Below are 19,478 nucleotides of genomic sequence, written 5' to 3' on the forward strand. Positions count from 1 at the left end.
CGACGGGGTCCAGGTTCACGTCGGCAGCGGCGACGACATCGTCGATGATCGGCAGGCCGAGCCCGGCATCGACGACAAGATCGGTATCGCCGGCCTGGTCCGGCGCCGCCGACCCGCCGAGCAGGTCACCCGCAGCCGTGAGAATCGGGTCGAGCGTGGCGGCGGCCTGGTCTTCCACCGGCGCTGTGTCGAGGGTGGCGGCGAGGTTCACATCGATGTCGGTGCCGGTGAGCGCCTCGACGGGATCGAGGTTCGCGTCGGCGGCGGCGGCGACGTCGTCGATGATCGGCAGGCCGAGCCCGGCGTCGACGACGAGATCGGTATCGCCTTCCCGATCAGATACGATTGATCCGTCCGGGACTCCGCTCGAGCCCTCGTTGCCGGTCGACGCGCTTGTCCCCGAGCCTGCGCCGCTGCCGCCGGGTTGTTCGGGGGGCGCGGGGGGAGGCGACAGATCTTGTGACGTGCCGGCAGTCGGGTTTCCCCCGACGACGGGTTCCTGCGGCGCAGAGCCCGCCGCGCTATCGACTTGATTGATGGACGGTACCGGGCCGGGCGCTTGGATCGACGGGGCGGCCCCAACGGCCGAGACCTCTTCGCTCGCAGGCGCCGGCGTTGTTGCTACGGAGACCGGCTCTGTATTCGGCGCGGGCGCCACCATTTCCTCGATCGCGTCGGGTGCGGGTGTGTTCGGATCGGCGGGCGATGTCGTCGGGCCCGGGGAGGCTGGCGCATCCGGCGCGGCTGCGGCCGGGGCGGGGGTGAACGGGTTTGCAATACCGCCGGGAGGCGTGGAAATGCCAGCGACAGGCGCTACCTCGGCATCCTGCGGGGCAGAAGACGAGGGAAAGGCGACATTGGTCGCAGCTGGCTGGCCGGTCAGGATGGTCGCGAGATCGCCGGGCGCACCGGCGGGGGCGTCCGCAGCGTAGCCGGCGGGAGCGGCGGTCGAAGCGGAGGCCGAAGACCCGGTCGTTGCCAACGGCGTACCGATCGATGCACCGGTAGCAAAGGAAAGGATGTTGTCCCCGCGAATCGCGGCACCCTCTACGTCGCTGGTCACGTTGGGGGCAGATGGCGCACTGACTTCGTTTGAGCGCACGCCAGAGAAGCTCTCTTGCATATTGAAACTGTCAAGTGCCTGATACAGTTTCGCTTCCGGAATGCTGTTGCCAAGGTCATCCATCGGACATCTCCACCCTGCCACCACGATAGTTTGACGAGGGTTAACGTGCGATGGTCGTCAAAATAGGTTTAAGTACCTATATAGATCATGGACAATGCGGATTTTTTATGGAGGGGAAAGTGGGTTTCACATATGGTAGCAATTCTATTCGGTGATGGTCTCTGCTAATTGGGTCAGCAGTGTTGCCTGTTCTACGAACAGGTCACGTTCGGCGGATGCGATCCGTAACTCCGCCAGGGAAAGCTCCTGCTCGGCATTCAGGATATCGAGTACGGACCTTGTGCCGATGGCGTTTTCCTCTCGCACGCCATTCAGGCTCTCGCGGCTTGCCTTGGCTGCGGCAGCGGCGGACCTTGCGCTCGTCAGCGCCATCTGGGCTCGCGCATAGGCGGCTCTGACGTCGGCGCGGACGGCTCGTTCGGCCTCGGTGAGATTGTCCTTCGCCGCACGGGCGACGGCGCGAGCGCGTTCCGTGGCCGCCGTTGTCGCACCGCCGTTGAACAATGGAACGGAGAGCCGCGCGAAGACGGTGGACCCGAAGATGCTGCGATCGAGGTTGCCGACGGGTGTGTTTGCCAGCGAGCCTAGCGTCGATGCGAAGGTCGTGGACACCCCGAGCGAGACACGCGGTCGCTGTGCGGCGCGCGCCGATCCGACATCGGCTTCGGCCGCATCCGAGAGCGCCCGCACGCTGCGTAGCGCGGGGCTCCGTTCAATGGCAGCGCTCTCTGTCGACGGCAGGTCGACCGGCAGCGCGCGCAGTACAGGATAGGACTCCACACGGCCGGCAGGAGCGCCGACCAGTTGGCGAAAGCGTTCGTTGCTGACTGCCAGACTGGCCCGCGCGGCGGCAAGGTCGCCTTCGGCGAACGCGAGCCGCGTCTCCACCTGTCGCACATCCGTGCGGGTAACATCCTGTGCCGCAAAACGGGCGCGGGTCGCAGCCAGTATGGTACTTAGTTTCTGCTGACTGTCGTTCAGGATACGGACGACCGCGCGGTCTCTGACCACGTTCGCATAGGCACTCGCGACCGCCAGCGTGAGGTCGAGGCGCGCCGCTTCGACGGCGCGCGCGGAAGACTCCGCGCGATATCTCGCCGCTGCCAGGCCGTGGCGAACAGCGCCGCCGCTGTACAAGGGTTGTGTCGCTTCTAGCGAGCCGACGACTTGCCGCGTAGGAGAAAATGGATCCGGCGTGCTGCGCTGAAGATCGTTACGAACATCTGCGACCAGCGAGATTGTTGGAAGCCGCTGTGCACGAGCGATCACAACGTTCTGCTTGCTTGCGTCATAATTGGCCTCCCGCGCGGCGAAGGCGGGGTTTGTGCGGACAGCGGCATCGATCGCTTGCTGCAGGGTCAGCGGGGGCGGATAGGTGGTATTCGCACCAGCGACCACAGGCCCATCAAAAAGTTCTGCCAGATCGACTTCTATCCTCTGCGCTTGTGCATGATTGATGCCAATGACTCCTTGAAGCAGAGGCAGGAGGCAGAGGGCACAGTATCGGGTTTGCATACCGTGGATGCACCAAATGAATAGTATCGCTCATCAGTGAAGCAGGGCATCACGGTAAGGTCAATTCTCTCCAATGTACAAGGTGCAATTCAGGGCAGCCGGTTGCTCAGCAACGCACCCTCAAGTGCCCCTTGGAACGCCAGCTCTCCTTAACGGAAAGTCTGCTTTTTCCTCCGCGGCGGTGTCTAGCTGCTGCTTTAGACGGGGGAGGGGCGGCCTTCCTCGCCGCTTTGGCGGCTCGTTCTCCAATCGCGCTTCATCCAGAGCCGCGAGCGACGTGGCGAAAACGCCCACCGACTGTGAGCTGCGAGCTGGCGCATTGTTGTTCCGTTGCCGCTTGTTCTCGACGCCGAGCTTGTCGAGCGCGCGGCCGAGGTGCGACATCGCATCGCTGTCGGCCGTCGCGCGGTTGTTCCGAAAAGCGCTGTGCTTGTCCGAATAGAAGGCGATCGGCTTGCCGTGCCGCTCGAGATAGGTGCGCGTCGCCTGCAGATAGGAGAGGGCGCTTTCGCTCTCCGCCATCTCGAGGTGCCTCAGCTCGCTGGTGGCATCGTCGATATAGACCAGCAGGCTGCACAGCGCGGGCCGCGGCCCTCGAACCAGTCATGGTCCGAGCCATCGACCTGGATGAGCTCGCCGCGGCGCTCGCGCCGGTTGCGGGTCTGGTGGAGCCTGGAGCGCTTGGCGGCCTTGGCCTTCCACAGGCCAGCGCTGATCATCAACTGCCGCAGCGTCTCGTGCGACAGCGTGATGCCGTGGCGCTCGGCCAGATACTCGGCCGCCAGTGTCGGGCCGAAATCAGCGTAGCGCTCGCGGACGATGCCGAGGATCTGCTCGCGGTAGGCATCGCTGAAACGTCGGTTGCTCGGCTGCCCGCGCTTGCGGGACACAAGGCCGGCGGCGCCTTCGTCCCGCAAGCGCTCCAGTAGCCGGTACATCTGGCTGCGCTGCAACCCAAGCCGAGCGACCGCGTCGACGACCCGACGCTCGCGGCGCTGAACGCGCATCAGCGTTTCAAACCGCGAGATTTCCGCAGCACTCATCGCGATTACCGTCATCGTGCGCACATCCTCGTTGCCGAGGACTGCATAACACCACGCCGCTGCGAAACGGAGCTGTCCCGTTTCTATTTAGCGGAGATGTCTCATTTCCACGTTGCGCTTACACCCGCTGGGCAAGCGCAAGAACGATAATCTATATTATGTAAAACGTTGCACGGAGAAACAGGTGCGCCGCGGTTTCGGCCTACTCCGTTCCCTTGCTGGGCCTGGGCTCCAAAACCAACACATTGCCTTCGACGCGCCAGCTGTGCAGCCGCGATAGGAAGTTCATTCCCAGCACGTCGAGCTCACCGAAGTTCTGCGACACCACCACGCCGAGATCGTGCATCGTCAGCGGACCGAGCGATACCGCCGCGATCCGCGCCCGACGCGCTGCCACGCTGCCATTGGCCGTCTCGATGATCGCCGGAAGGCCTTCCGACGTCTCGACGTCTGCCTCCTTGGCGGTTCGCTCGGAAATCGCCGTGATTGTGGCACCGCTGTCGATCAGCATCCGGCGCTCGACGCCGTTCAGCGTCACGCGCGCCCAGAAATGCCCGTCCGGGCTCATCCGGATCCGCACGGTATCCCCCTCGACGCGCTGATCCTCAAGACCGAGCTTCGCGCTCAGCGACGACCAGGCTGCCGCCAGTTCGTAGCGATGACCGACCGCGAACAGCACCAGCAGCACGATCGCTACCCAGCCGAGCACCGTTCGCAGGAACAGCCCGAAACCGATCCGCCGCACCGACAGCGCGCTGACCACCAGCACCAGCGCGCCGATCAGCCAGACCATGTTGACGCCGTCGGTGCCGTTCACGCGTGGAGCTCCAGCCCGTCATAGCCCGGCTCGACACCGTCGGGCAGTTCGGCGGCGAGCGTCGCATAGTCCATGCTGTGGTCCATGTGGACCAGCGCTGAACGCGCCGGGCGCAGTTCCTCGATCCAGCCAAGCACTTCGCTCAGGTGCGGATGCGTCGGGTGCGGCGCGCGGCGCAGCGCGTCGACGACCCACACGTCCAGGCCGGTGTAGAGCTCCCGCATCTCGGCGGTCATTGCATGGAAATCCGTAGCATGGCCGACGACCTTGCCACCGCTTTCGAAGCGGATCCCGGCCGAGGTGATCCCGCCATGCGGCTGGTCGACGACGCGAACCGCAATGTCGCCAATCGTGAAGCTGTCCGGCATCGTCTCCAGCGCGACGACCGGCGGGTAGAACTTTCCCCTACCCTCAAACACATAGTGAAACTTGCTATGCAATTGTTCGAAGGTAAACGGTCGCGCGAGACCGCGTACCGGCGTGCCGCTGCGCGCGTGCATGACCTGACGGAGATCGTCGATGCCGTGGCAATGATCGGCATGATCATGGGTCCACAGCACCGCATCGACGTCGGAAACCTCTGCCGCGATCAGTTGCTCGCGCATGTCCGGACTGGTGTCGATCAGCAGCGTCGTCGTCGCGCTCCGCACCAGCACCGACGAGCGCGTACGCCGGTTGCGCGGCTCGTTCGGATCGCAGGCACCCCAGTCGGGACCGATGCGGGGTACGCCCGAGGACGTGCCAGAGCCGAGAATGCGGATGCTCAGCGGCAAGGACAGGTCCCCTGCCCGGTCACGCCAGCGTCTTGGCGAAGAGCGTGTGGAAGTTGGCGCGGGTCGCCTCGGCGAGCATCTCGGGGTCCTCGCCGCGGAGCTGCGCGAGGAATCGGCACGTGTCCGCCACGAAGGCGGGCTCGCCGGTCTTGCCCCGATGCGGCACCGGCGCGAGGAACGGGGCGTCGGTTTCGATCAGCAGCCGTTCCAGCGGCAGCGCGGCGGCAGTTTCCTGCAGGTCCTTGGCGTTCTTGAACGTCACGATACCGGAAATCGATATGTAGAAGCCGAGTTCCAACGCGATCTCGCCAAAGGCGCGGCTCGCGGTGAAGCAATGGATCACGCCGGGAAAGGCCCCCTTCCCCATTTCCTCGCGCAGGATCTCGGCGGTGTCCTCCTCGGCGTCGCGGGTATGGACGATGATCGGCAGCTGAGTCTCGCGCGACGCCGCCAGATGGGCGCGGAAGCTCGCCCGCTGGCGATCGCGGTCGCTGTGATCATAGTAATAGTCCAGCCCGCTTTCGCCGATGCCGACCACGCGCGGGTGCCGCGCGCGCTCGACCAGCTTGGCGGTGTCGACATGGGGGTGGGTGTCCGCCTCGTGGGGGTGGATGCCGACGCTGGCCCAGACATCCGCCTCACGCTCGGCGACGGCGATCACCTGATCCCACTCGTTCTCGCGCGTCGAGATGTTGAGCATCGCCACCACGCCGGCGTCGCGGGCGCGCGCCAGGACCTCGGGCTGCTGCTCGCCGAGACCCTTGTAGATCAGGTGGCAATGGCTGTCGGCGAGCTTCATGCGTCCTCGGAAGTTTGCAGTTCAAGTCGCGGGAAGATGGGGGTCGGGGCTGCGATCTTGAAGTCCGCATCACCGTCGGGGCCGAGCTGGTCGAGCAGCTTGGCCGCAGAGGTCGGTACCACCGGCGCGATCGTCACGCCCAGGCGACGGATCGCCTTGAGTAGGGTGCCGAGCACCGCGTGCATCCGCTCGGGGTCCGTCTTGCGCAGCGTCCAGGGGGCCTGCGCGTCGATATACTGGTTGCAGGCGAACACGCCGGTCATCCACGCCTCGACGCCCTGGCTCAGCGCCAGATCCTCGAACGCGCGGGTGAAGGCGGCACAGGCGGTGTCGACCTCGGCCAGCAGCACTGCATCGGCGTCGTCGGCGCGGCCGGACTGCACCGCGCCTTCACAATTCTTGGCGATGAAGCTGAGCGTTCGCTGCGCCAGATTGCCGAAGCTGTTCGAAAGATCGGCATTGGCCCGGGTGACGATCGCCTCGTCGCTGAACGTGCCGTCCTGGCCGAAGCTGACGTCGCGCAGCAGGAAATAGCGCAGCGCGTCGACGCCGTAGGTTTCCGCCAGCTCCATCGGATCGACGACATTGCCGACCGACTTCGACATCTTCTCGCCGCGGTTGAGCAGGAAGCCATGGCCGAAGACCTGCTTCGGCAGCGCGATGTCGGCGGACATCAGGAAGGCGGGCCAATAGACGGTGTGGAAGCGGACGATGTCCTTGCCGATCAGATGCAGATCGGCCGGCCAGTAGCGCGCCAGCCGCTCGGTATCGTCGGGAAAGCCCGCGCCGGTCAGATAGTTGGTGAGCGCGTCGACCCACACATACATCACATGGCCCGGCGAACCCGGCACCGGCACGCCCCAGTCGAAGCTGGTGCGGCTGACCGAGAGGTCGACCAGGCCGCCCTCGACGAAGCGCAGCACCTCGTTGCGGCGCGACTCCGGGCGGATGAAGTCCGGGTTGGCGGCGTAGAAATCGAGCAAAGGCTGCTGGTATTTGGACAGGCGGAAGAACCAGGTCTCCTCCTTGGTCCACTCGACCGGCGTGCCCTGGGGCGAGAGCTTTTGCCCCCCTTCCCCTTCGACCAGTTCCTTTTCTTCGTAGAACGCCTCGTCGCGGACCGAATACCAGCCCTCGTAGCGATCGAGATACAGGTCGCCCTTGGCCGCCATCTTCTCCCAGATCGCCTGGCTGGCGCGGTAGTGATCGGCCTCGGAGGTGCGGATGAAACGATCGCACGAAATATCGAGTTTCTCCGCCATCACGCGGAAATGGTTCGACATTTCATCGGCGAGTTCGCGCGCGGTCATGTCGCGGGCGCGGGCGGTCTGCACCATCTTGAGGCCATGCTCGTCGGTGCCGGTCTGGAAGAACACGTCGCGACCCTGCTGGCGCTGGAAGCGCGCGATCGCGTCGGCGGCGATCATCTCATAAGCATGGCCGATATGCGGCTTGCCATTGGGATAGTGGATCGCGGTGGTGATATAGAAGGGGTCAGCCATGCCCGCCGCTTTAGGATGCGGCGCAGCAACGGGCAACCTGTACCCTCAGCGCCGCGCCAGCCGTGAGAGGATGCCGCTCATCTCGAACACGGTGGCCGTGGCGTCGAGCGATAACCCGAGCGCCGCACCGGCAAGCTCACGCGCCGCGGCATAGGCGTCCAGCGCGGTGCGCAGCGCCTCGCCCTCCAGCCGCTTGGCACGGGCGGCGATGAAGCTGGGCGTGCGTTCGAGGAAGGCTTCATAGCGCGGCTGCGCGGCCTTGGCGCCGAGCTGGCGGCCAAGCCGGGTGCGCAGCGCATTGTCCGGATCGCCATAGTCGGCGAGCTGCGCCATGTCCGCCTCCAGCGCGGAGAGGTCCAGCCCGGCGAAGCGCATCGCGCGGCCCGGCGACCCTTCGGCGGCCTCGACGAGCGCGGCGATCTCGATCTCGCTGGCCTCGGGGATCTGGTGGCGAAGGACCGTCGTCGTCTCGGCATCGCTCAGCGGCTCGAAGCGGAGCAGCCGGCAACGCGAGCGGATGGTCGGCAGCAGCCGGCCCGGGGCGTGGCTCACCAGCAGGAAGATCGTCCCCGCCGGTGGCTCCTCGAGGTTCTTGAGCAACGCGTTGGCGCCGCCGCGCTCGAGATCGTCGATCGCGTCGATGATCACCACCCGGCGCGGGCTCAGCGACGGCTTGGTCGCGAACAGCGGTTGGAGACTGCGCACCTGCGCGATGGTGATCGAACGGGCGAGCGCCTCGTCGGGCTTGTCCGCATCCTTGGGCAGCCGCGCGAGAATCTTGAGATCCGGGTGGCTGCCCGCGGCCATCAGGCTGGCGGTGCGGGTACTCTCCGGCACGTCCCAGCCCGGCATCAGCCGGTCGGGCTCGGCGGCTTCGGCCAGCAACCGCGCGGCGGCGATGCGGGCAAAGCCCCCCTTCCCCACGCCCTCCGGCCCGGCGATCAGCCAGGCATGGTGCAACGCGCCGCTCGCCATGGCGGCAGCGAGCGCTTCGCGGGCTTGGCTGTTGCCGATCAGGGCGTCGGCCAAGGCGATCAGGCCAGGTGGAGCAGCGACATCAGGCCCGCCCAGGCGCGGCCGAAAAAGCCTGCCTGGCCGACATCCTCGGCGGCGACCAGCGGCAGCATCTGCTGCGGCATGCCTTCGCCCTCGATGATCAGGTCGGCGATATGGTCGCCCTTCTTGAAGCCGGCCTTTACCGGGCCCTGATAGACGATCTTGCCGGCCAGCTTGGGGCTGAGGCCCGAGGGCAGCGTGATGTTGAGGTCGCGCGGGGCGACGACGGCCACCTTGTTGGCGGTGCCGCCCTGCACGTCGACGGTGCCTACGGTGCGGTCCTTCTTGACCACCGGCTTGGTGCTCCAGGCGGCGAAGCCCCAACGCATGAAGCGCACGGATTCGTCGGCACGGCCGCTATACGTATCGAGCCCGGCGAGCACCATCACCAGGCGGCGACCGTTCTGCTCGGCCGATCCGGTGAAGCCATAGCCGGCCTCTTCGGTATGGCCGGTCTTGAGGCCGTCCGCACCGGGCACCTTGCCGAGCAGCGGGTCGCGATTGCCCTGCTCGATCGCCGCACCGGCGCCCAGGGTCTTCCCCCAGGTGAAGCTCGGCAGCGAGTAGAAGGACTTGTAGAGATCGGGGAAGTCGCGGATCGTCGCGGCGGCGAGATGCGCCAGGTCGCGCGCGGTCACATAGGTGCGGCCTTCATCGGGCCAGCCGTTCGACGTACCGAAATGGCTGTTGGTGAGGCCGATCTTCTTCGCCCGATCGTTCATCAGGTTGACGAAGCCCTCCTCGGTGCCGGCGATGCCTTCGGCCAGCACGACGCAGGCGTCGTTGCCCGAAAGCGTGACGATGCCCTTGAGCAGGTCCGCCACGGTCGGCTGCTCGCCGACGCCCAGGAACATGGTCGAGCCCTGCGAGTGCCACTTCTTCCAGGTCTCAGGGCGCACTTCGATCTTCTGGTCGAGCTTGAGTTCGCCCTTCTTGATCAGGTCGAACGCGACATAGACCGTCATCATCTTCGCCATCGAGGCCGGCGGCATGCGGCGATCGGCATCCTTGGCAAACAGCACCGCACCCGAGGACATGTCCTCCATGTACGCGATCGGCGCGGGCGTCGGGAAATCCGGGCCGGCGGCCTGCAGCGGAGCGGCGATGGCGAGCGCCAGGAACGAGGCGGCGGCGAGCTTCTTCATGATGATCGGTCCAGAACGCGTAAAGGTTTACCCCTATCGGACCGTGGTGCGGCGCGCATCTCCGAACCCGGCCCGAACGGCCTCCGCCCGCGCCCGCTCCGCCGCCGCCTCCGTCGCGAAGGGGCCGAGCTGGACACGATAGAGCCCGCCCCCTGCCTTTACGAAGCCCTGTAGCTTTTGGGCAAGCGCCTGCGCGCGCCGAAGCGAAGAAAGTGCGGCCACCTGCACCAGATAGCGGCCCTGGGCCGGCTTCGGCGCGGGGGGCTTGAGGACGAACGGGGGTTTCGCCGGTGCCGCAACGCTCGCGACGGGGTGCGGGATAACGTCGACGATCGGATCGGGCTGCGACGGCGGAAGCGGTGGCGGCGGCAGCGGCTCGCCGGGATCTGCCTGCGGAAGCTGCAGCCGCAACGCACGCAGCAGTGCGGCCGGCGAATCGATGCGGGGCTGCGCGGCACCGGCGCTTCGCAGAGCGGCCTGGTCTTCGGCTGAAGGGCGCACCGCACGGATGCGGACCGCCGCCAGCCGGTCGGCGGGTACGCTCAACTGGCTGGCAGCGCCTTCGGAAATCGCGGCAATCGCGCCCGGTACCGCCGACGTCTCTGCAATGCGGACGAGAATCGTGCGGCCGCTGTCGAGCGCGGTCACCTCGGCATAGCTTTCGACAGGCAGATTCGGGCTTATCGCCAGGGCGGCAGCGCCGATCGGCTGGACCGCGACATACCCCACCGCATCGTAGCGTCCGTCACCCGCCTGGCGCTGGGACGTGCCGTGCGGCCCGCGCGCACGCTCGGTCGGGTCGGTATCCTGGGCATGCGCGCTCGCCGCGGCAAGCAGCGCTAGCGCAAGCGTGATCGGTCTAGCGTTCCACTGCATCGGCAAGCAGGCCTACCGACAAAGCGTAAAAATTCGAGCAATTATAGTCGAGGATCACGCGGTAATTGCCGGTGAGCAGATAGGCGGTGGCGCCCTGCCCGTCGGGTTCGAGCAGCGTCGCCAGAACGTCGTCCCCAGGCCAGGCGCGGCCCTGCGGCACGATGCCGAGGGCTCGCCACTCCGCCATCGTCTTCCACTGGCTCTGGCGGCCATGGACGCGCGGGCAGCGCGGGCTGGTGGTGCGGTTGGCGATCAGGCGGCGGTCTAGCGAGGTCGGCACCGAGACGGCGAAGCCCCAGGGTACCCCTGCCCGCCAGCCGGCATTGACGAAGTAGTTGCCGATCGAGGCCAGCGTGTCCGCGTCGCTGTTCCAGATGTCCGCCACACCGTCGCCATCCCCGTCGCGGGCGAGGCGCAGATAGACGCTGGGGAGAAACTGCGGCCCGCCGAACGCGCCCGCCCAGCTGCCGACCAGCTTCTCGCGCGGCACGCCGCGATCGATCATCTTGAGCGTCGCGATGAACTCGTCGGCGAACAGCGCGCGGCGGCGGCCTTCATAGGCGAGGCTCGCCAGCGCGCGCGGCAGGTCGAAGCCGCCCATGACCCGGCCATAATTGGTCTCATGCCCCCAGATCGCGACCATGATCGATTCGGGCACGCCGGTCTCACGCTCGATCGCCGAGAGCCGACCGCGCGCCCGCAAATAGGCGGCGCGGCCACGGGTGATTCGATCGGCATCGACATGCCGGGCGCGGTACGGCGCGAAGGCCGGTACCGGCGCGTTCGGGCTGCTCTCCGGCTGCTGGCGATCGAGTTCGACCACGCGGGCATTGTAGGTGAGCGTCGGGATCACCGCGTCGATCGCGCGGCGGCTCACCCCGGCGGCAGCAGCCTGGGCGGCGAGGGTCTGGAGGTAGCTTTGAAAGCCTGCCTCGTCCTGCGCCAGCGCGGGGCGGATCGGCAGGGCGAGGGCGAGGGCAAAGCCGGCAACTCCGGCGAGATACGAGCAAATACGCGACATGGCCCGGCTGTTGCACAGCCACGCGCCCACAGAAAGCCCGCGCGCCCCTCCGATACGACGAAAACCGCGCTCGGCGGCGACCAAAAGAAAAACACCGGTCGCGGGGGCGCGACCGGTGTCCTTCGATCCAGCGCACCTCAGGAGGTGCGGCAAGCCTGGTTCAGGCGAACGCGACGCGCGCGGTGTTGCGACGGCGCAGCGCGCCACCGACGAACGCGAAGCCGCCGATCATCATCGCCCAGCTGGCGGGCTCGGGAACCGGAGCGAAGGTCGCCTGGGCGCCGTACGAGCCGTTGCCGCGCGACAGGCCCTTGATCACGATGGTGTTTTCCTTGCCGGCGATGATCGGCACGTCATTGGCGAACACCGCCTCGTTCAGGCCGCCATAGGTGCCGGTCAGCGCGATACCGTTGAAGGTCACCGAGAACAGGTCCAGGTCGTTGGCAGCCTTGAGCTTCACCGCGCTGGTGTTGATCGAGGCGCTGCCCGTCAGATAGGCCGGCAGGGTGAAGCTGTAGATGTGCTCGAAGTTGCCGGCCTTGATGCCCGACTTGCCGAAATCGGCCGAGTAGGTGCCGTCGGTGCTCGGGGCGATGTTCATGTTCGCGCCGGTATAGTGGGTGGTGACGACCGTGGCGGCCTGCGCCGAGCCCGAGAAGGAGACGACGGCGGCGATGGCGCCGAGTGCCGGGAGAAGCTTGTTGATCATGAACCCTCTGTTTCCGCTGATGTCGAAACGATTGCTGTAAGCCCCTTCCGAACTAGCCATCGGCGCGACAGCTTCAACAAGCCGCTGGTCCCGAACGGGGACCGCGTCCCGGTCCGGAACAGCAAAAGGGCGTGCGTTTACGATCTTTCTCGCTTGGAGCTCCGCGACTCGACTGTGACAGCTTGGTGAACGTCATATTGCGCGGAGACGGATTGATCCGCACACGAACTCCGACTAGGCGCTGGCCCGACGCGGAGAGATGGCCGAGTGGTTTAAGGCAGCGGTCTTGAAAACCGCCGTGGGTGCAAGCTCACCGTGGGTTCGAATCCCACTCTCTCCGCCACCAAGCCTTTCGCAGCTCTTTCCGATCCGGGAACCGACCGCCGATTCGGTCAAGCGGAGTCGACGACGGGAAGGCGTGCCAGCGCGGCGCCGTCGAGCGGCGTCAGAAGCGCGTTGTTCTTCACCCGGACATCGGCCCAAGGCAGCCGCCGCAGGGTCTCCCCGACACCGCCCAGCCCGCCCTCGCGAATGACGAGGTGGGACAGCCCGCCGCCGTCGCACGCCAGCATGGCATCCACTGCATGGGCAAGAACCTGTCCGTCCCGGCCCTTCACCGGCATGCCGTCGAGGCCGGAGGCTGCGAACAGATTTTCGCCCGGGTGCTGCCGGCTCATCTCCTGCTCCACATCGGCCGCATCGCTGAAGCGGGCGCGGCGGCCCAGCCAGCGCCAGATGCCGAACAGGTCGACCAGGCCGAGGAAGACGTTGCTCCACAATAGCTGCGTTTGATGGGTCGCGATCCCGACAACGATCCAGGCACCGGCGCCGACCGTGAACACGACAAAGCCCCAGCCGGTGATGCGCGCGCCGAGATTGGAGGCCGTCATCAGGGCCGCGATGCACGTGGCGGCGAGGGCCAGCCAGCCAGCGATGTCTGCCATCGTTCCTCCTTCGCTCCCGCGCCGTGGACAGCAGATTTCGCCCGGCCGGTGCGTCGCTCTCAACGAGGCGATGCGGCGAAGGCTCCGCCGCGCCCGCCACGGCGAACGAGGCCGCGCGGGACTGCTTTACATCGGCAATACAGCTGCTAGCTTCTTCAGCGCTATTTCGACGGGGGAAGTATCCAATGCTGCAGATCGACAATCTCACGCATGTCTATGGCAACGGCACACGGGCGCTGGACGGCGTGACCCTGGCGATCTCGCCGGGCATGTTCGGGCTGCTCGGCCCCAACGGCGCGGGCAAGTCGACGCTGATGCGCACCATCGCCACGCTGCAGACCCCGACTTCCGGCAGCATCCGGTTCGGCGACCTCGACGTGATCGCCACGCCCGAGCTGCTCCGCAGGACGCTCGGCTATCTCCCCCAGGACTTCGGCGTCTACCCCCGCGTTTCCGCCTATGACATGCTCGACCATATGGCGGTGCTGAAGGGCATTGCAGGGCGCGGCGAGCGCAGGGAAACGGTCGAGGCACTGCTCCACCAGGTCAATCTCTGGGCGGTGCGCAAGAAAGCGCTGGCCGGCTTCTCCGGCGGCATGCGCCAGCGCTTCGGCATCGCCCAGGCGCTGATCGGCAACCCCCAGCTGATTATCGTCGACGAGCCGACCGCCGGCCTCGATCCCGAGGAGCGCAACCGTTTCCTCAACCTGCTCGCCGAGATCGGCGACAATGTCGTGGTGATCCTCTCCACCCACATCGTCGAGGACGTGGCGGACCTGTGCCCGCGCATGGCGGTGCTGGCCGGCGGCCGCGTGCTGCTCGAAGGCGCCCCGCTCGCGCTGATCGAGGAGACGCGCGGCAGGGTGTGGCAGAAGACGATCGCGCGCGACGAGCTGGAGGCGCACCGCGAACGCTACCGGGTGATCTCCACCCGGCTGTTCGCCGGCCGCACCATCATCCATGTCGTCGCCGACGGCGCGCCCGGCGACGGCTTTACGCCGGTCCAGGGCGGCCTCGAAGACGTGTATTTCTCGACGCTCGACGCCTCGCGTCGCGCAGCCTGAGGGAGGTGGCCATGTTCGCCGGCATCCTCGGCTTCGAGTGGCGCTACCAGCGCCGCAACCCGGTCTTCTGGGTCGCGATCGTGATCTTCTTCCTGCTCGCCTTCGGGGCGACGACGGTGGACCAGATCCAGATCGGCTCGGGCGGCAACGTCCACAAGAACGCGCCGTTCGCGATTGCGCAAATGATGCAGATCCTGACGCTGTTCTATATGTTCGTGGCGACGGCCTTCGTCGCCAATGTGGTGGTGCGCGACGATGAGACCGGCTTCGGCCCGATCGTCCGCGCCACCCGCGTCACCAAGAGCGCCTATCTGTTCGGCCGCTTTGCCGGCGCCGTCCTGGCAGCGGCGCTCGGCTTTCTCGCGGTGCCGGTTGCGGTGTGGATCGGCAGCCACATGCCCTGGGTGGACCCGGAGACGCTCGGGCCCAACCGGCTCGGCTATTATCTCTCCGCCTATGTGGTGCTGGCGCTGCCCAACATCCTGTTCACCTCGGCGATGTTCTTCGCGCTGGCGACGATCACCCGCTCGATGATGGCCACCTATGTCGGCGTCGTCGCCTTCCTGATCCTGTTCTTCGTCGCGACGCTCGTGCTCGACCGCAACCCCGCCTATGAGCTAATTGGCGCCTATGGCGAGCCGTTTAGCGTCGGCGCGACCAGCTATCTGACTAAATACTGGACGGCCGCCGACCGCAACACGCTGACCATCCCGCTGGCCGGGCTGGTGCTGTGGAACCGGCTGATCGTGCTCGGCGTCGCGGCTGCCGCGCTGGCACTGGCCTATGCGCGGTTCGGCTTCTCGACCCGCCCGTCCAAGCAGGCGCGCAAGGCGGCCAAGGCCGCGGCTGCAGTGCCCGAGGCGGTCGAGCCTCCTCGCCCCGCCGGCCCGCTGCCTATGCCGCGCTACGACCGTACCGCCGCCTGGACCCAGCTCGTCGTGCGCACCCGGCTGGAAATGGCGCAGGTGTTCAAGAGCCCGGCCTATTTCGTGCTGCTGGCACTCGGCCTGTTCAACGCGATGGCGTCGCTGACTGACCTCGGCGAGGTGGTCGGCACGCCGGTGGTGCCGGCGACGCGCGTGGTGATCGATCTGCTAAAGGGCGCCTTCGGGCTGATCCCGATGATCATCGCCATCTATTATGCCGGCGAGCTCGTCTGGCGCGAGCGCGACCGCAAGATGCACGAGATCGTCGACGCGAGCGCCATCCCCGATTGGGCCTTCGTGCTGCCCAAGGCGCTGGCGGTGACGCTGGTGCTGTTCTCGACGCTGGTCGTCAGCGTGCTGGGCGGCATGATCATGCAGCTGGTTCATGGCTACAGCCATTTCGAGCTGGGCAAGTATCTGCTCTGGTACGTGCTGCCGGAGACGGTCGACTATGCCCTGCTGGCGGTGCTGGCGGTGTTCCTCCAGGCGCTGAGCCCGCACAAGTTCGTCGGCTGGGGGCTGATGGTGGTCTACATCATCGGCCGGGTGACGCTGGGCAATCTGGGCTTTGGCGACGTACTGTACAATTATGCGCAGGGCCCGCGCGTGCCGCTGTCCGACATGAACGGTCAGGGGACGTTCTGGATCGGTGCCTGGTGGCTGCGGCTCTACTGGTCAGCCTTTGCGGTGCTGCTGCTGGTGCTCGCCCATGGCCTGTGGCGGCGTGGTACCGAGACGCGGCTGCTGCCGCGACTTCGCCGGCTGCCTCGCAAGCTCGCGGGCGGTGCCGGCCTGGTCGGCGGTGCAGCGCTGGCGGTGTTCGTCGCGACCGGCGTGTGGGTCTATATCAACACCCATGTCTGGAACGTCTACCGGACGCCGATCAGCGACGAGCGCGAACTCGCCGACTATGAGAAGACGCTGCTGCCGTTCGAAGGCGTGCCGCAGCCGTCGGTCGCGGCGGTGCGCGTCGCGGTGGACATCCGCCCGCAGCAGCCGGGGCTAACCGCCTCCGGCCGTATGACGCTGGTCAACCGGACCGGCAAGCCGCTCGACGCCATCCATGTCCGCATGGGCGACCGGATTACCAGGCTGGTGTCGGTGACGATCCCGGGCGCCACCGTCGCCAAGGATTACCCCCGCTTCCAGTACCGCATCTACCGCCTCGCCACGCCGCTGGCGCCGGGAGCGACGACCACGCTCGACTTCCGTACCGAGCGGCGCCAGCGCGGCTTCGCCAATGGCGGCAACGACACCCGCGTCGTCACCAACGGCACCTTCGTCAACAACGCGGAATTCGTGCCGGTCCTCGGCATCGAGCGATCCGGCATGCTGCAGGATCGCGCCAAGCGCCGCAAATACGGCCTGCCTTCCGAACTCCGCCCGCCGAAGCTGGAGGATCTGGCCGGCACCCGCTTCAGCGCCTTCCATACCGACTGGATCAAGACCGACATCACGGTCTCGACCGACGCCGACCAGACCCCGATCGCGCCGGGCGACAAGGTCGCCGACAGCACCGAGGGCGGCCGTCGCACCGCGCGGTTCGTCACCTCGGTGCCGATCCTGAACTTCTATTCGGTGCAGTCGGCGCGCTACCAGGAGAAGCACATCCTGCACAACGGCATCGATCTGGCGGTTTATTACGACGCCCAGCACGGCGCCAATGTCGACCGGATGCTCGCCGCCTTCCGCCATGGACTGGACTATTACCAGCCGTCGTTCGGGCCCTATCAGTTCCGCCAGGCGCGGATCATCGAATTCCCGGACTATGCCCAGTTCGCCCAGGCGTTCGCCGGCACCATGCCCTATTCGGAAGGCATCGGCTTCATCGCCGACCTCTCCGATCCCGAGAAGATCGATTACGTCACCTATGTCGCAGCCCACGAGCTCGGCCACCAATGGTGGGCGCACCAGGTCGTCACCTCCGACAACCAGGGGGCGACGATGGGCGTGGAGACCCTCGCCCAATATTCGTCGCTGATGGTGATGGAGCACCTGTACGGCCGCGACCAGATCCGCCGCTTCCTCAAATACGAACTCGACCGCTACCTGCGCAGCCGTGGCGGCGAGGTGATCGAGGAACTGCCGCTCGCCCGGGTCGAGAACCAGCCCTATATCCATTATCGCAAGGGCAGCCTCGCCATGTACCGCTTGAAGGACGAGCTGGGCGAGGCGCGGGTGAACGCGGCGCTCAAGCGCTACGACGCCAAATGGCGCTTCCAGGGCCCGCCGTATCCACGCAGCCTCGACCTGATCGCCGAGTTCCGCGTCGGCGCGACGCCGGCCGAGAATGCGCTTATCACCGACCTGTTCGAGCGGATCACGCTGTACGACATCAAGACCCGCTCGGCGGTGGTGAAGAAGCTGCCCGATGGCCGCTGGCGCACCACGCTGACGATCGAGGCGCACAAGCTCTACGCCGACGGCAAGGGCAAGGAGACCGAGGCGCCTATGGCCGAGCAGGCCGAGTTCGGCGCGTTCCTGGCGATGCCAGGACGCGGCAGCTTCGCGGCGAAGGACGTGCTGGTGCTGCAGCGGCTGCCGATCCGTACCGGCGTGCAGACCATCACGCTGGTTACCAAGGCCAAGCCGGCGTTCGCGGGTGCGGATCCGTACAACGTCCGCATCGATCGCAACTCCGACGACAATGTGATTGCGACCAGCGGGGGCTGAGCAACCCCGCCGGTACCTCGGTAGGGGGATCGGGTGCTGTTCGAGGCGCTTGATCCCCCCTGCCCTTGCCCCTAGACGCTGCCGGGAACCAACCTGTCTCAGGAAAGCGAGCTTATGGCGAAGATCAAGGTAGCAACGCCCGTCGTGGAGATCGACGGCGACGAAATGACGCGGATCATCTGGGAATGGATCCGCGAGCGCCTGATCCTTCCGTACCTCGACATCGATCTGAAGTATTACGACCTCTCGGTGCAGAAGCGCGACGAGACCAACGACCAGATCACCATCGATTCGGCCAACGCGATCAAGCAGTATGGCGTCGGCGTGAAGTGCGCGACGATCACCCCGGACGAGCAGCGCGTCGAGGAATTCAGCCTCAAGAAGATGTGGAAGTCGCCCAACGGCACGATCCGCAACATCCTGGGCGGCGTGATCTTCCGCGAGCCGATCGTGATCTCGAACGTGCCGCGCCTGATCCCGGGCTGGACCAAGCCGATCGTCGTCGGCCGTCACGCCTTTGGCGACCAGTACAAGGCGACCGACTTCAAGGTGCCCGGCAAGGGCAAGCTGACCATGAAGTGGGAAGGCGAGAATGGCGAGACGATCGAGCACGAGGTGTTCGACTTCCCGCAGGCCGGCGTCGCCATGGGCATGTACAATCTCGACGAGTCGATCCGCGATTTCGCGCGCGCCTCGATGAACTATGCGCTGGGCCGCAACTGGCCGCTGTACCTGTCGACCAAGAACACGATCCTCAAGGCCTATGACGGCCGCTTCAAGGACATCTTCGCCGAGGTGTTCGAGACCGAGTTCAAGGACCAGTTCCAGAGCGCCGGCATCGTCTACGAGCACCGCCTGATCGACGACATGGTCGCCTCGGCGCTCAAGTGGAATGGCGAGTTCGTGTGGGCGTGCAAGAACTACGACGGCGACGTCCAGTCGGATCAGGTCGCGCAGGGGTTCGGCTCGCTCGGCCTGATGACCTCGGTGCTGATGACCCCCGACGGCAAGACGATCGAGGCGGAAGCCGCGCACGGAACCGTCACGCGCCACTACCGCCAGCACCAGCAGGGCAAGGCGACCTCGACCAACCCGATCGCGTCGATCTTTGCCTGGACCGGTGGCCTCAAGTATCGCGGCCAGTTCGACGGCACCCCCGACGTGACCCGCTTCGCCGAGACGCTGGAGCGGGTCTGCATCGAGACGGTCGAGAACGGCGACATGACGAAGGATCTCGCGATCCTGATCGGCCCCGACCAGAAGTGGATGACGACCGAGCAGTTCTTCGAGGCCGTGCGTCAAAACCTCGAAAACAAGATGGCGACCTGGGCATAAGATCCGGTCAGCGGCGGCGGAGTTCGACCACGAGCCCGCCGTCGCCTTTCAGTATCTGAGTGGCGCCGACGGCGAGCATAACTGTCTGGCGGAG

At 66.3% G+C, this 19,478-nt stretch carries 16 protein-coding genes, 1 tRNA gene and 1 pseudogene; 4 read left to right on the forward strand and 14 right to left on the reverse strand.

The window, feature by feature from the left end; all coding sequences use genetic code 11:
• The 13 genes and pseudogenes from QZ670_RS06235 to QZ670_RS06295 all read right to left on the reverse strand — a co-directional run.
• Positions 1-1,186, reverse strand: a pseudogene (locus tag QZ670_RS06235) (hypothetical protein); the annotation flags it as partial.
• A 144-nt stretch (positions 1,187-1,330) separates the two neighbouring features.
• Positions 1,331-2,701 carry a TolC family protein gene (locus QZ670_RS06240; RefSeq protein WP_294253040.1) on the reverse strand — a complete coding sequence of 457 codons (1,371 nt, stop codon included), beginning with the start codon at positions 2,699-2,701 and terminating at the stop codon, positions 1,331-1,333.
• Positions 2,702-2,821: 120 nt separating this feature from the next.
• A complete protein-coding gene (locus tag QZ670_RS06245) occupies positions 2,822-3,223 on the reverse strand; it encodes a hypothetical protein (RefSeq protein WP_294253042.1) in 402 nt (133 codons plus the stop codon).
• A gap of 11 nt (positions 3,224-3,234) precedes the next feature.
• On the reverse strand, positions 3,235-3,759 hold the full coding sequence (locus QZ670_RS06250) for a helix-turn-helix domain-containing protein (RefSeq protein ID WP_294253044.1): 525 nt from the start codon (positions 3,757-3,759) through the stop codon (positions 3,235-3,237).
• Positions 3,760-3,946: 187 nt separating this feature from the next.
• Positions 3,947-4,561 (reverse strand): TIGR02281 family clan AA aspartic protease, encoded by a 615-nt coding sequence (locus tag QZ670_RS06255; RefSeq protein WP_294253045.1) that lies wholly within the window; start codon positions 4,559-4,561, stop codon positions 3,947-3,949.
• Positions 4,558-5,328, reverse strand: coding sequence for an MBL fold metallo-hydrolase (locus tag QZ670_RS06260; RefSeq protein ID WP_294253069.1), 771 nt, complete (start codon positions 5,326-5,328; stop codon positions 4,558-4,560). Before QZ670_RS06260 ends, QZ670_RS06255 begins: the two co-directional genes overlap by 4 nt.
• Before the next feature lie 25 nt (positions 5,329-5,353).
• Positions 5,354-6,133, reverse strand: coding sequence for a TatD family hydrolase (locus QZ670_RS06265; RefSeq protein ID WP_294253046.1), 780 nt, complete (start codon positions 6,131-6,133; stop codon positions 5,354-5,356).
• Positions 6,130-7,635 (reverse strand): methionine--tRNA ligase, encoded by a 1,506-nt coding sequence (metG, locus tag QZ670_RS06270; protein WP_294253048.1) that lies wholly within the window; start codon positions 7,633-7,635, stop codon positions 6,130-6,132. Before metG ends, QZ670_RS06265 begins: the two co-directional genes overlap by 4 nt.
• Before the next feature lie 45 nt (positions 7,636-7,680).
• Entirely contained in the window at positions 7,681-8,664 is a 984-nt protein-coding gene (locus QZ670_RS06275) for a DNA polymerase III subunit delta' (protein WP_294253051.1), read from the reverse strand.
• 5 nt (positions 8,665-8,669) lie between these two features.
• On the reverse strand, positions 8,670-9,836 hold the full coding sequence (locus QZ670_RS06280; RefSeq protein ID WP_294253053.1) for a D-alanyl-D-alanine carboxypeptidase family protein: 1,167 nt from the start codon (positions 9,834-9,836) through the stop codon (positions 8,670-8,672).
• 33 nt (positions 9,837-9,869) lie between these two features.
• The gene (locus QZ670_RS06285) at positions 9,870-10,712 is read right to left on the reverse strand and encodes an SPOR domain-containing protein (RefSeq protein ID WP_294253055.1); all 843 of its coding nucleotides are present in this window, start codon (positions 10,710-10,712) and stop codon (positions 9,870-9,872) included.
• Positions 10,696-11,733, reverse strand: coding sequence for a lytic murein transglycosylase (locus QZ670_RS06290; protein WP_294253057.1), 1,038 nt, complete (start codon positions 11,731-11,733; stop codon positions 10,696-10,698). The genes QZ670_RS06285 and QZ670_RS06290 overlap by 17 nt, the downstream gene beginning before the upstream one ends.
• Positions 11,734-11,893: 160 nt before the next feature.
• A complete protein-coding gene (locus tag QZ670_RS06295; protein ID WP_294253059.1) occupies positions 11,894-12,442 on the reverse strand; it encodes an FxDxF family PEP-CTERM protein in 549 nt (182 codons plus the stop codon).
• Between the two features lie 253 nt (positions 12,443-12,695).
• Here QZ670_RS06295 and QZ670_RS06300 point away from each other — a divergent pair.
• A tRNA-Ser gene (locus tag QZ670_RS06300) sits at positions 12,696-12,785 on the forward strand.
• Positions 12,786-12,834: 49 nt separating this feature from the next.
• Here the strand turns inward: QZ670_RS06300 and QZ670_RS06305 are convergent.
• Positions 12,835-13,386: a PRC-barrel domain-containing protein gene (locus QZ670_RS06305; protein ID WP_294253061.1), complete on the reverse strand. Its 552-nt coding sequence runs from the start codon at positions 13,384-13,386 to the stop codon at positions 12,835-12,837.
• A gap of 185 nt (positions 13,387-13,571) precedes the next feature.
• Between QZ670_RS06305 and QZ670_RS06310 the strand changes: the two genes are divergently transcribed.
• The 3 genes from QZ670_RS06310 to QZ670_RS06320 all read left to right on the forward strand — a co-directional run bounded on the left by QZ670_RS06310 (position 13,572) and on the right by QZ670_RS06320 (position 19,384).
• Entirely contained in the window at positions 13,572-14,450 is an 879-nt protein-coding gene (locus QZ670_RS06310; RefSeq protein ID WP_294253063.1) for an ABC transporter ATP-binding protein, read from the forward strand.
• 11 nt (positions 14,451-14,461) lie between these two features.
• Positions 14,462-18,049, forward strand: coding sequence for a M1 family aminopeptidase (locus QZ670_RS06315; protein ID WP_294253065.1), 3,588 nt, complete (start codon positions 14,462-14,464; stop codon positions 18,047-18,049).
• A 114-nt stretch (positions 18,050-18,163) separates the two neighbouring features.
• Positions 18,164-19,384 carry an NADP-dependent isocitrate dehydrogenase gene (locus tag QZ670_RS06320; RefSeq protein WP_294253068.1) on the forward strand — a complete coding sequence of 407 codons (1,221 nt, stop codon included), beginning with the start codon at positions 18,164-18,166 and terminating at the stop codon, positions 19,382-19,384.
• The last annotated feature ends 94 nt before the right edge of the window (positions 19,385-19,478 follow it).

Origin of the sequence: uncultured Sphingomonas sp., from assembly GCF_913774285.1 — a bacterium.
In the GTDB taxonomy this organism is placed as follows: domain Bacteria; phylum Pseudomonadota; class Alphaproteobacteria; order Sphingomonadales; family Sphingomonadaceae; genus Sphingomonas.

Bases quoted from the DNA above. Each gene is read 5' to 3' on its own strand.
- QZ670_RS06320 (WP_294253068.1), top strand. From the start codon at position 18,164: ATGGCGAAGATCAAGGTAGCAACGCCCGTCGTGGAGATCGACGGCGAC.
- QZ670_RS06285 (WP_294253055.1), bottom strand. From the start codon at position 10,712: ATGCAGTGGAACGCTAGACCGATCACGCTTGCGCTAGCGCTGCTTGCC.
- QZ670_RS06310 (WP_294253063.1), top strand. From the start codon at position 13,572: ATGCTGCAGATCGACAATCTCACGCATGTCTATGGCAACGGCACACGG.
- QZ670_RS06280 (WP_294253053.1), bottom strand. From the start codon at position 9,836: ATGAAGAAGCTCGCCGCCGCCTCGTTCCTGGCGCTCGCCATCGCCGCT.
- QZ670_RS06305 (WP_294253061.1), bottom strand. From the start codon at position 13,386: ATGGCAGACATCGCTGGCTGGCTGGCCCTCGCCGCCACGTGCATCGCG.
- QZ670_RS06290 (WP_294253057.1), bottom strand. From the start codon at position 11,733: ATGTCGCGTATTTGCTCGTATCTCGCCGGAGTTGCCGGCTTTGCCCTC.
- QZ670_RS06295 (WP_294253059.1), bottom strand. From the start codon at position 12,442: ATGATCAACAAGCTTCTCCCGGCACTCGGCGCCATCGCCGCCGTCGTC.
- QZ670_RS06245 (WP_294253042.1), bottom strand. From the start codon at position 3,223: ATGGCGGAGAGCGAAAGCGCCCTCTCCTATCTGCAGGCGACGCGCACC.
- QZ670_RS06315 (WP_294253065.1), top strand. From the start codon at position 14,462: ATGTTCGCCGGCATCCTCGGCTTCGAGTGGCGCTACCAGCGCCGCAAC.
- metG (WP_294253048.1), bottom strand. From the start codon at position 7,635: ATGGCTGACCCCTTCTATATCACCACCGCGATCCACTATCCCAATGGC.
- QZ670_RS06240 (WP_294253040.1), bottom strand. From the start codon at position 2,701: ATGCAAACCCGATACTGTGCCCTCTGCCTCCTGCCTCTGCTTCAAGGA.
- QZ670_RS06265 (WP_294253046.1), bottom strand. From the start codon at position 6,133: ATGAAGCTCGCCGACAGCCATTGCCACCTGATCTACAAGGGTCTCGGC.
- QZ670_RS06250 (WP_294253044.1), bottom strand. From the start codon at position 3,759: ATGACGGTAATCGCGATGAGTGCTGCGGAAATCTCGCGGTTTGAAACG.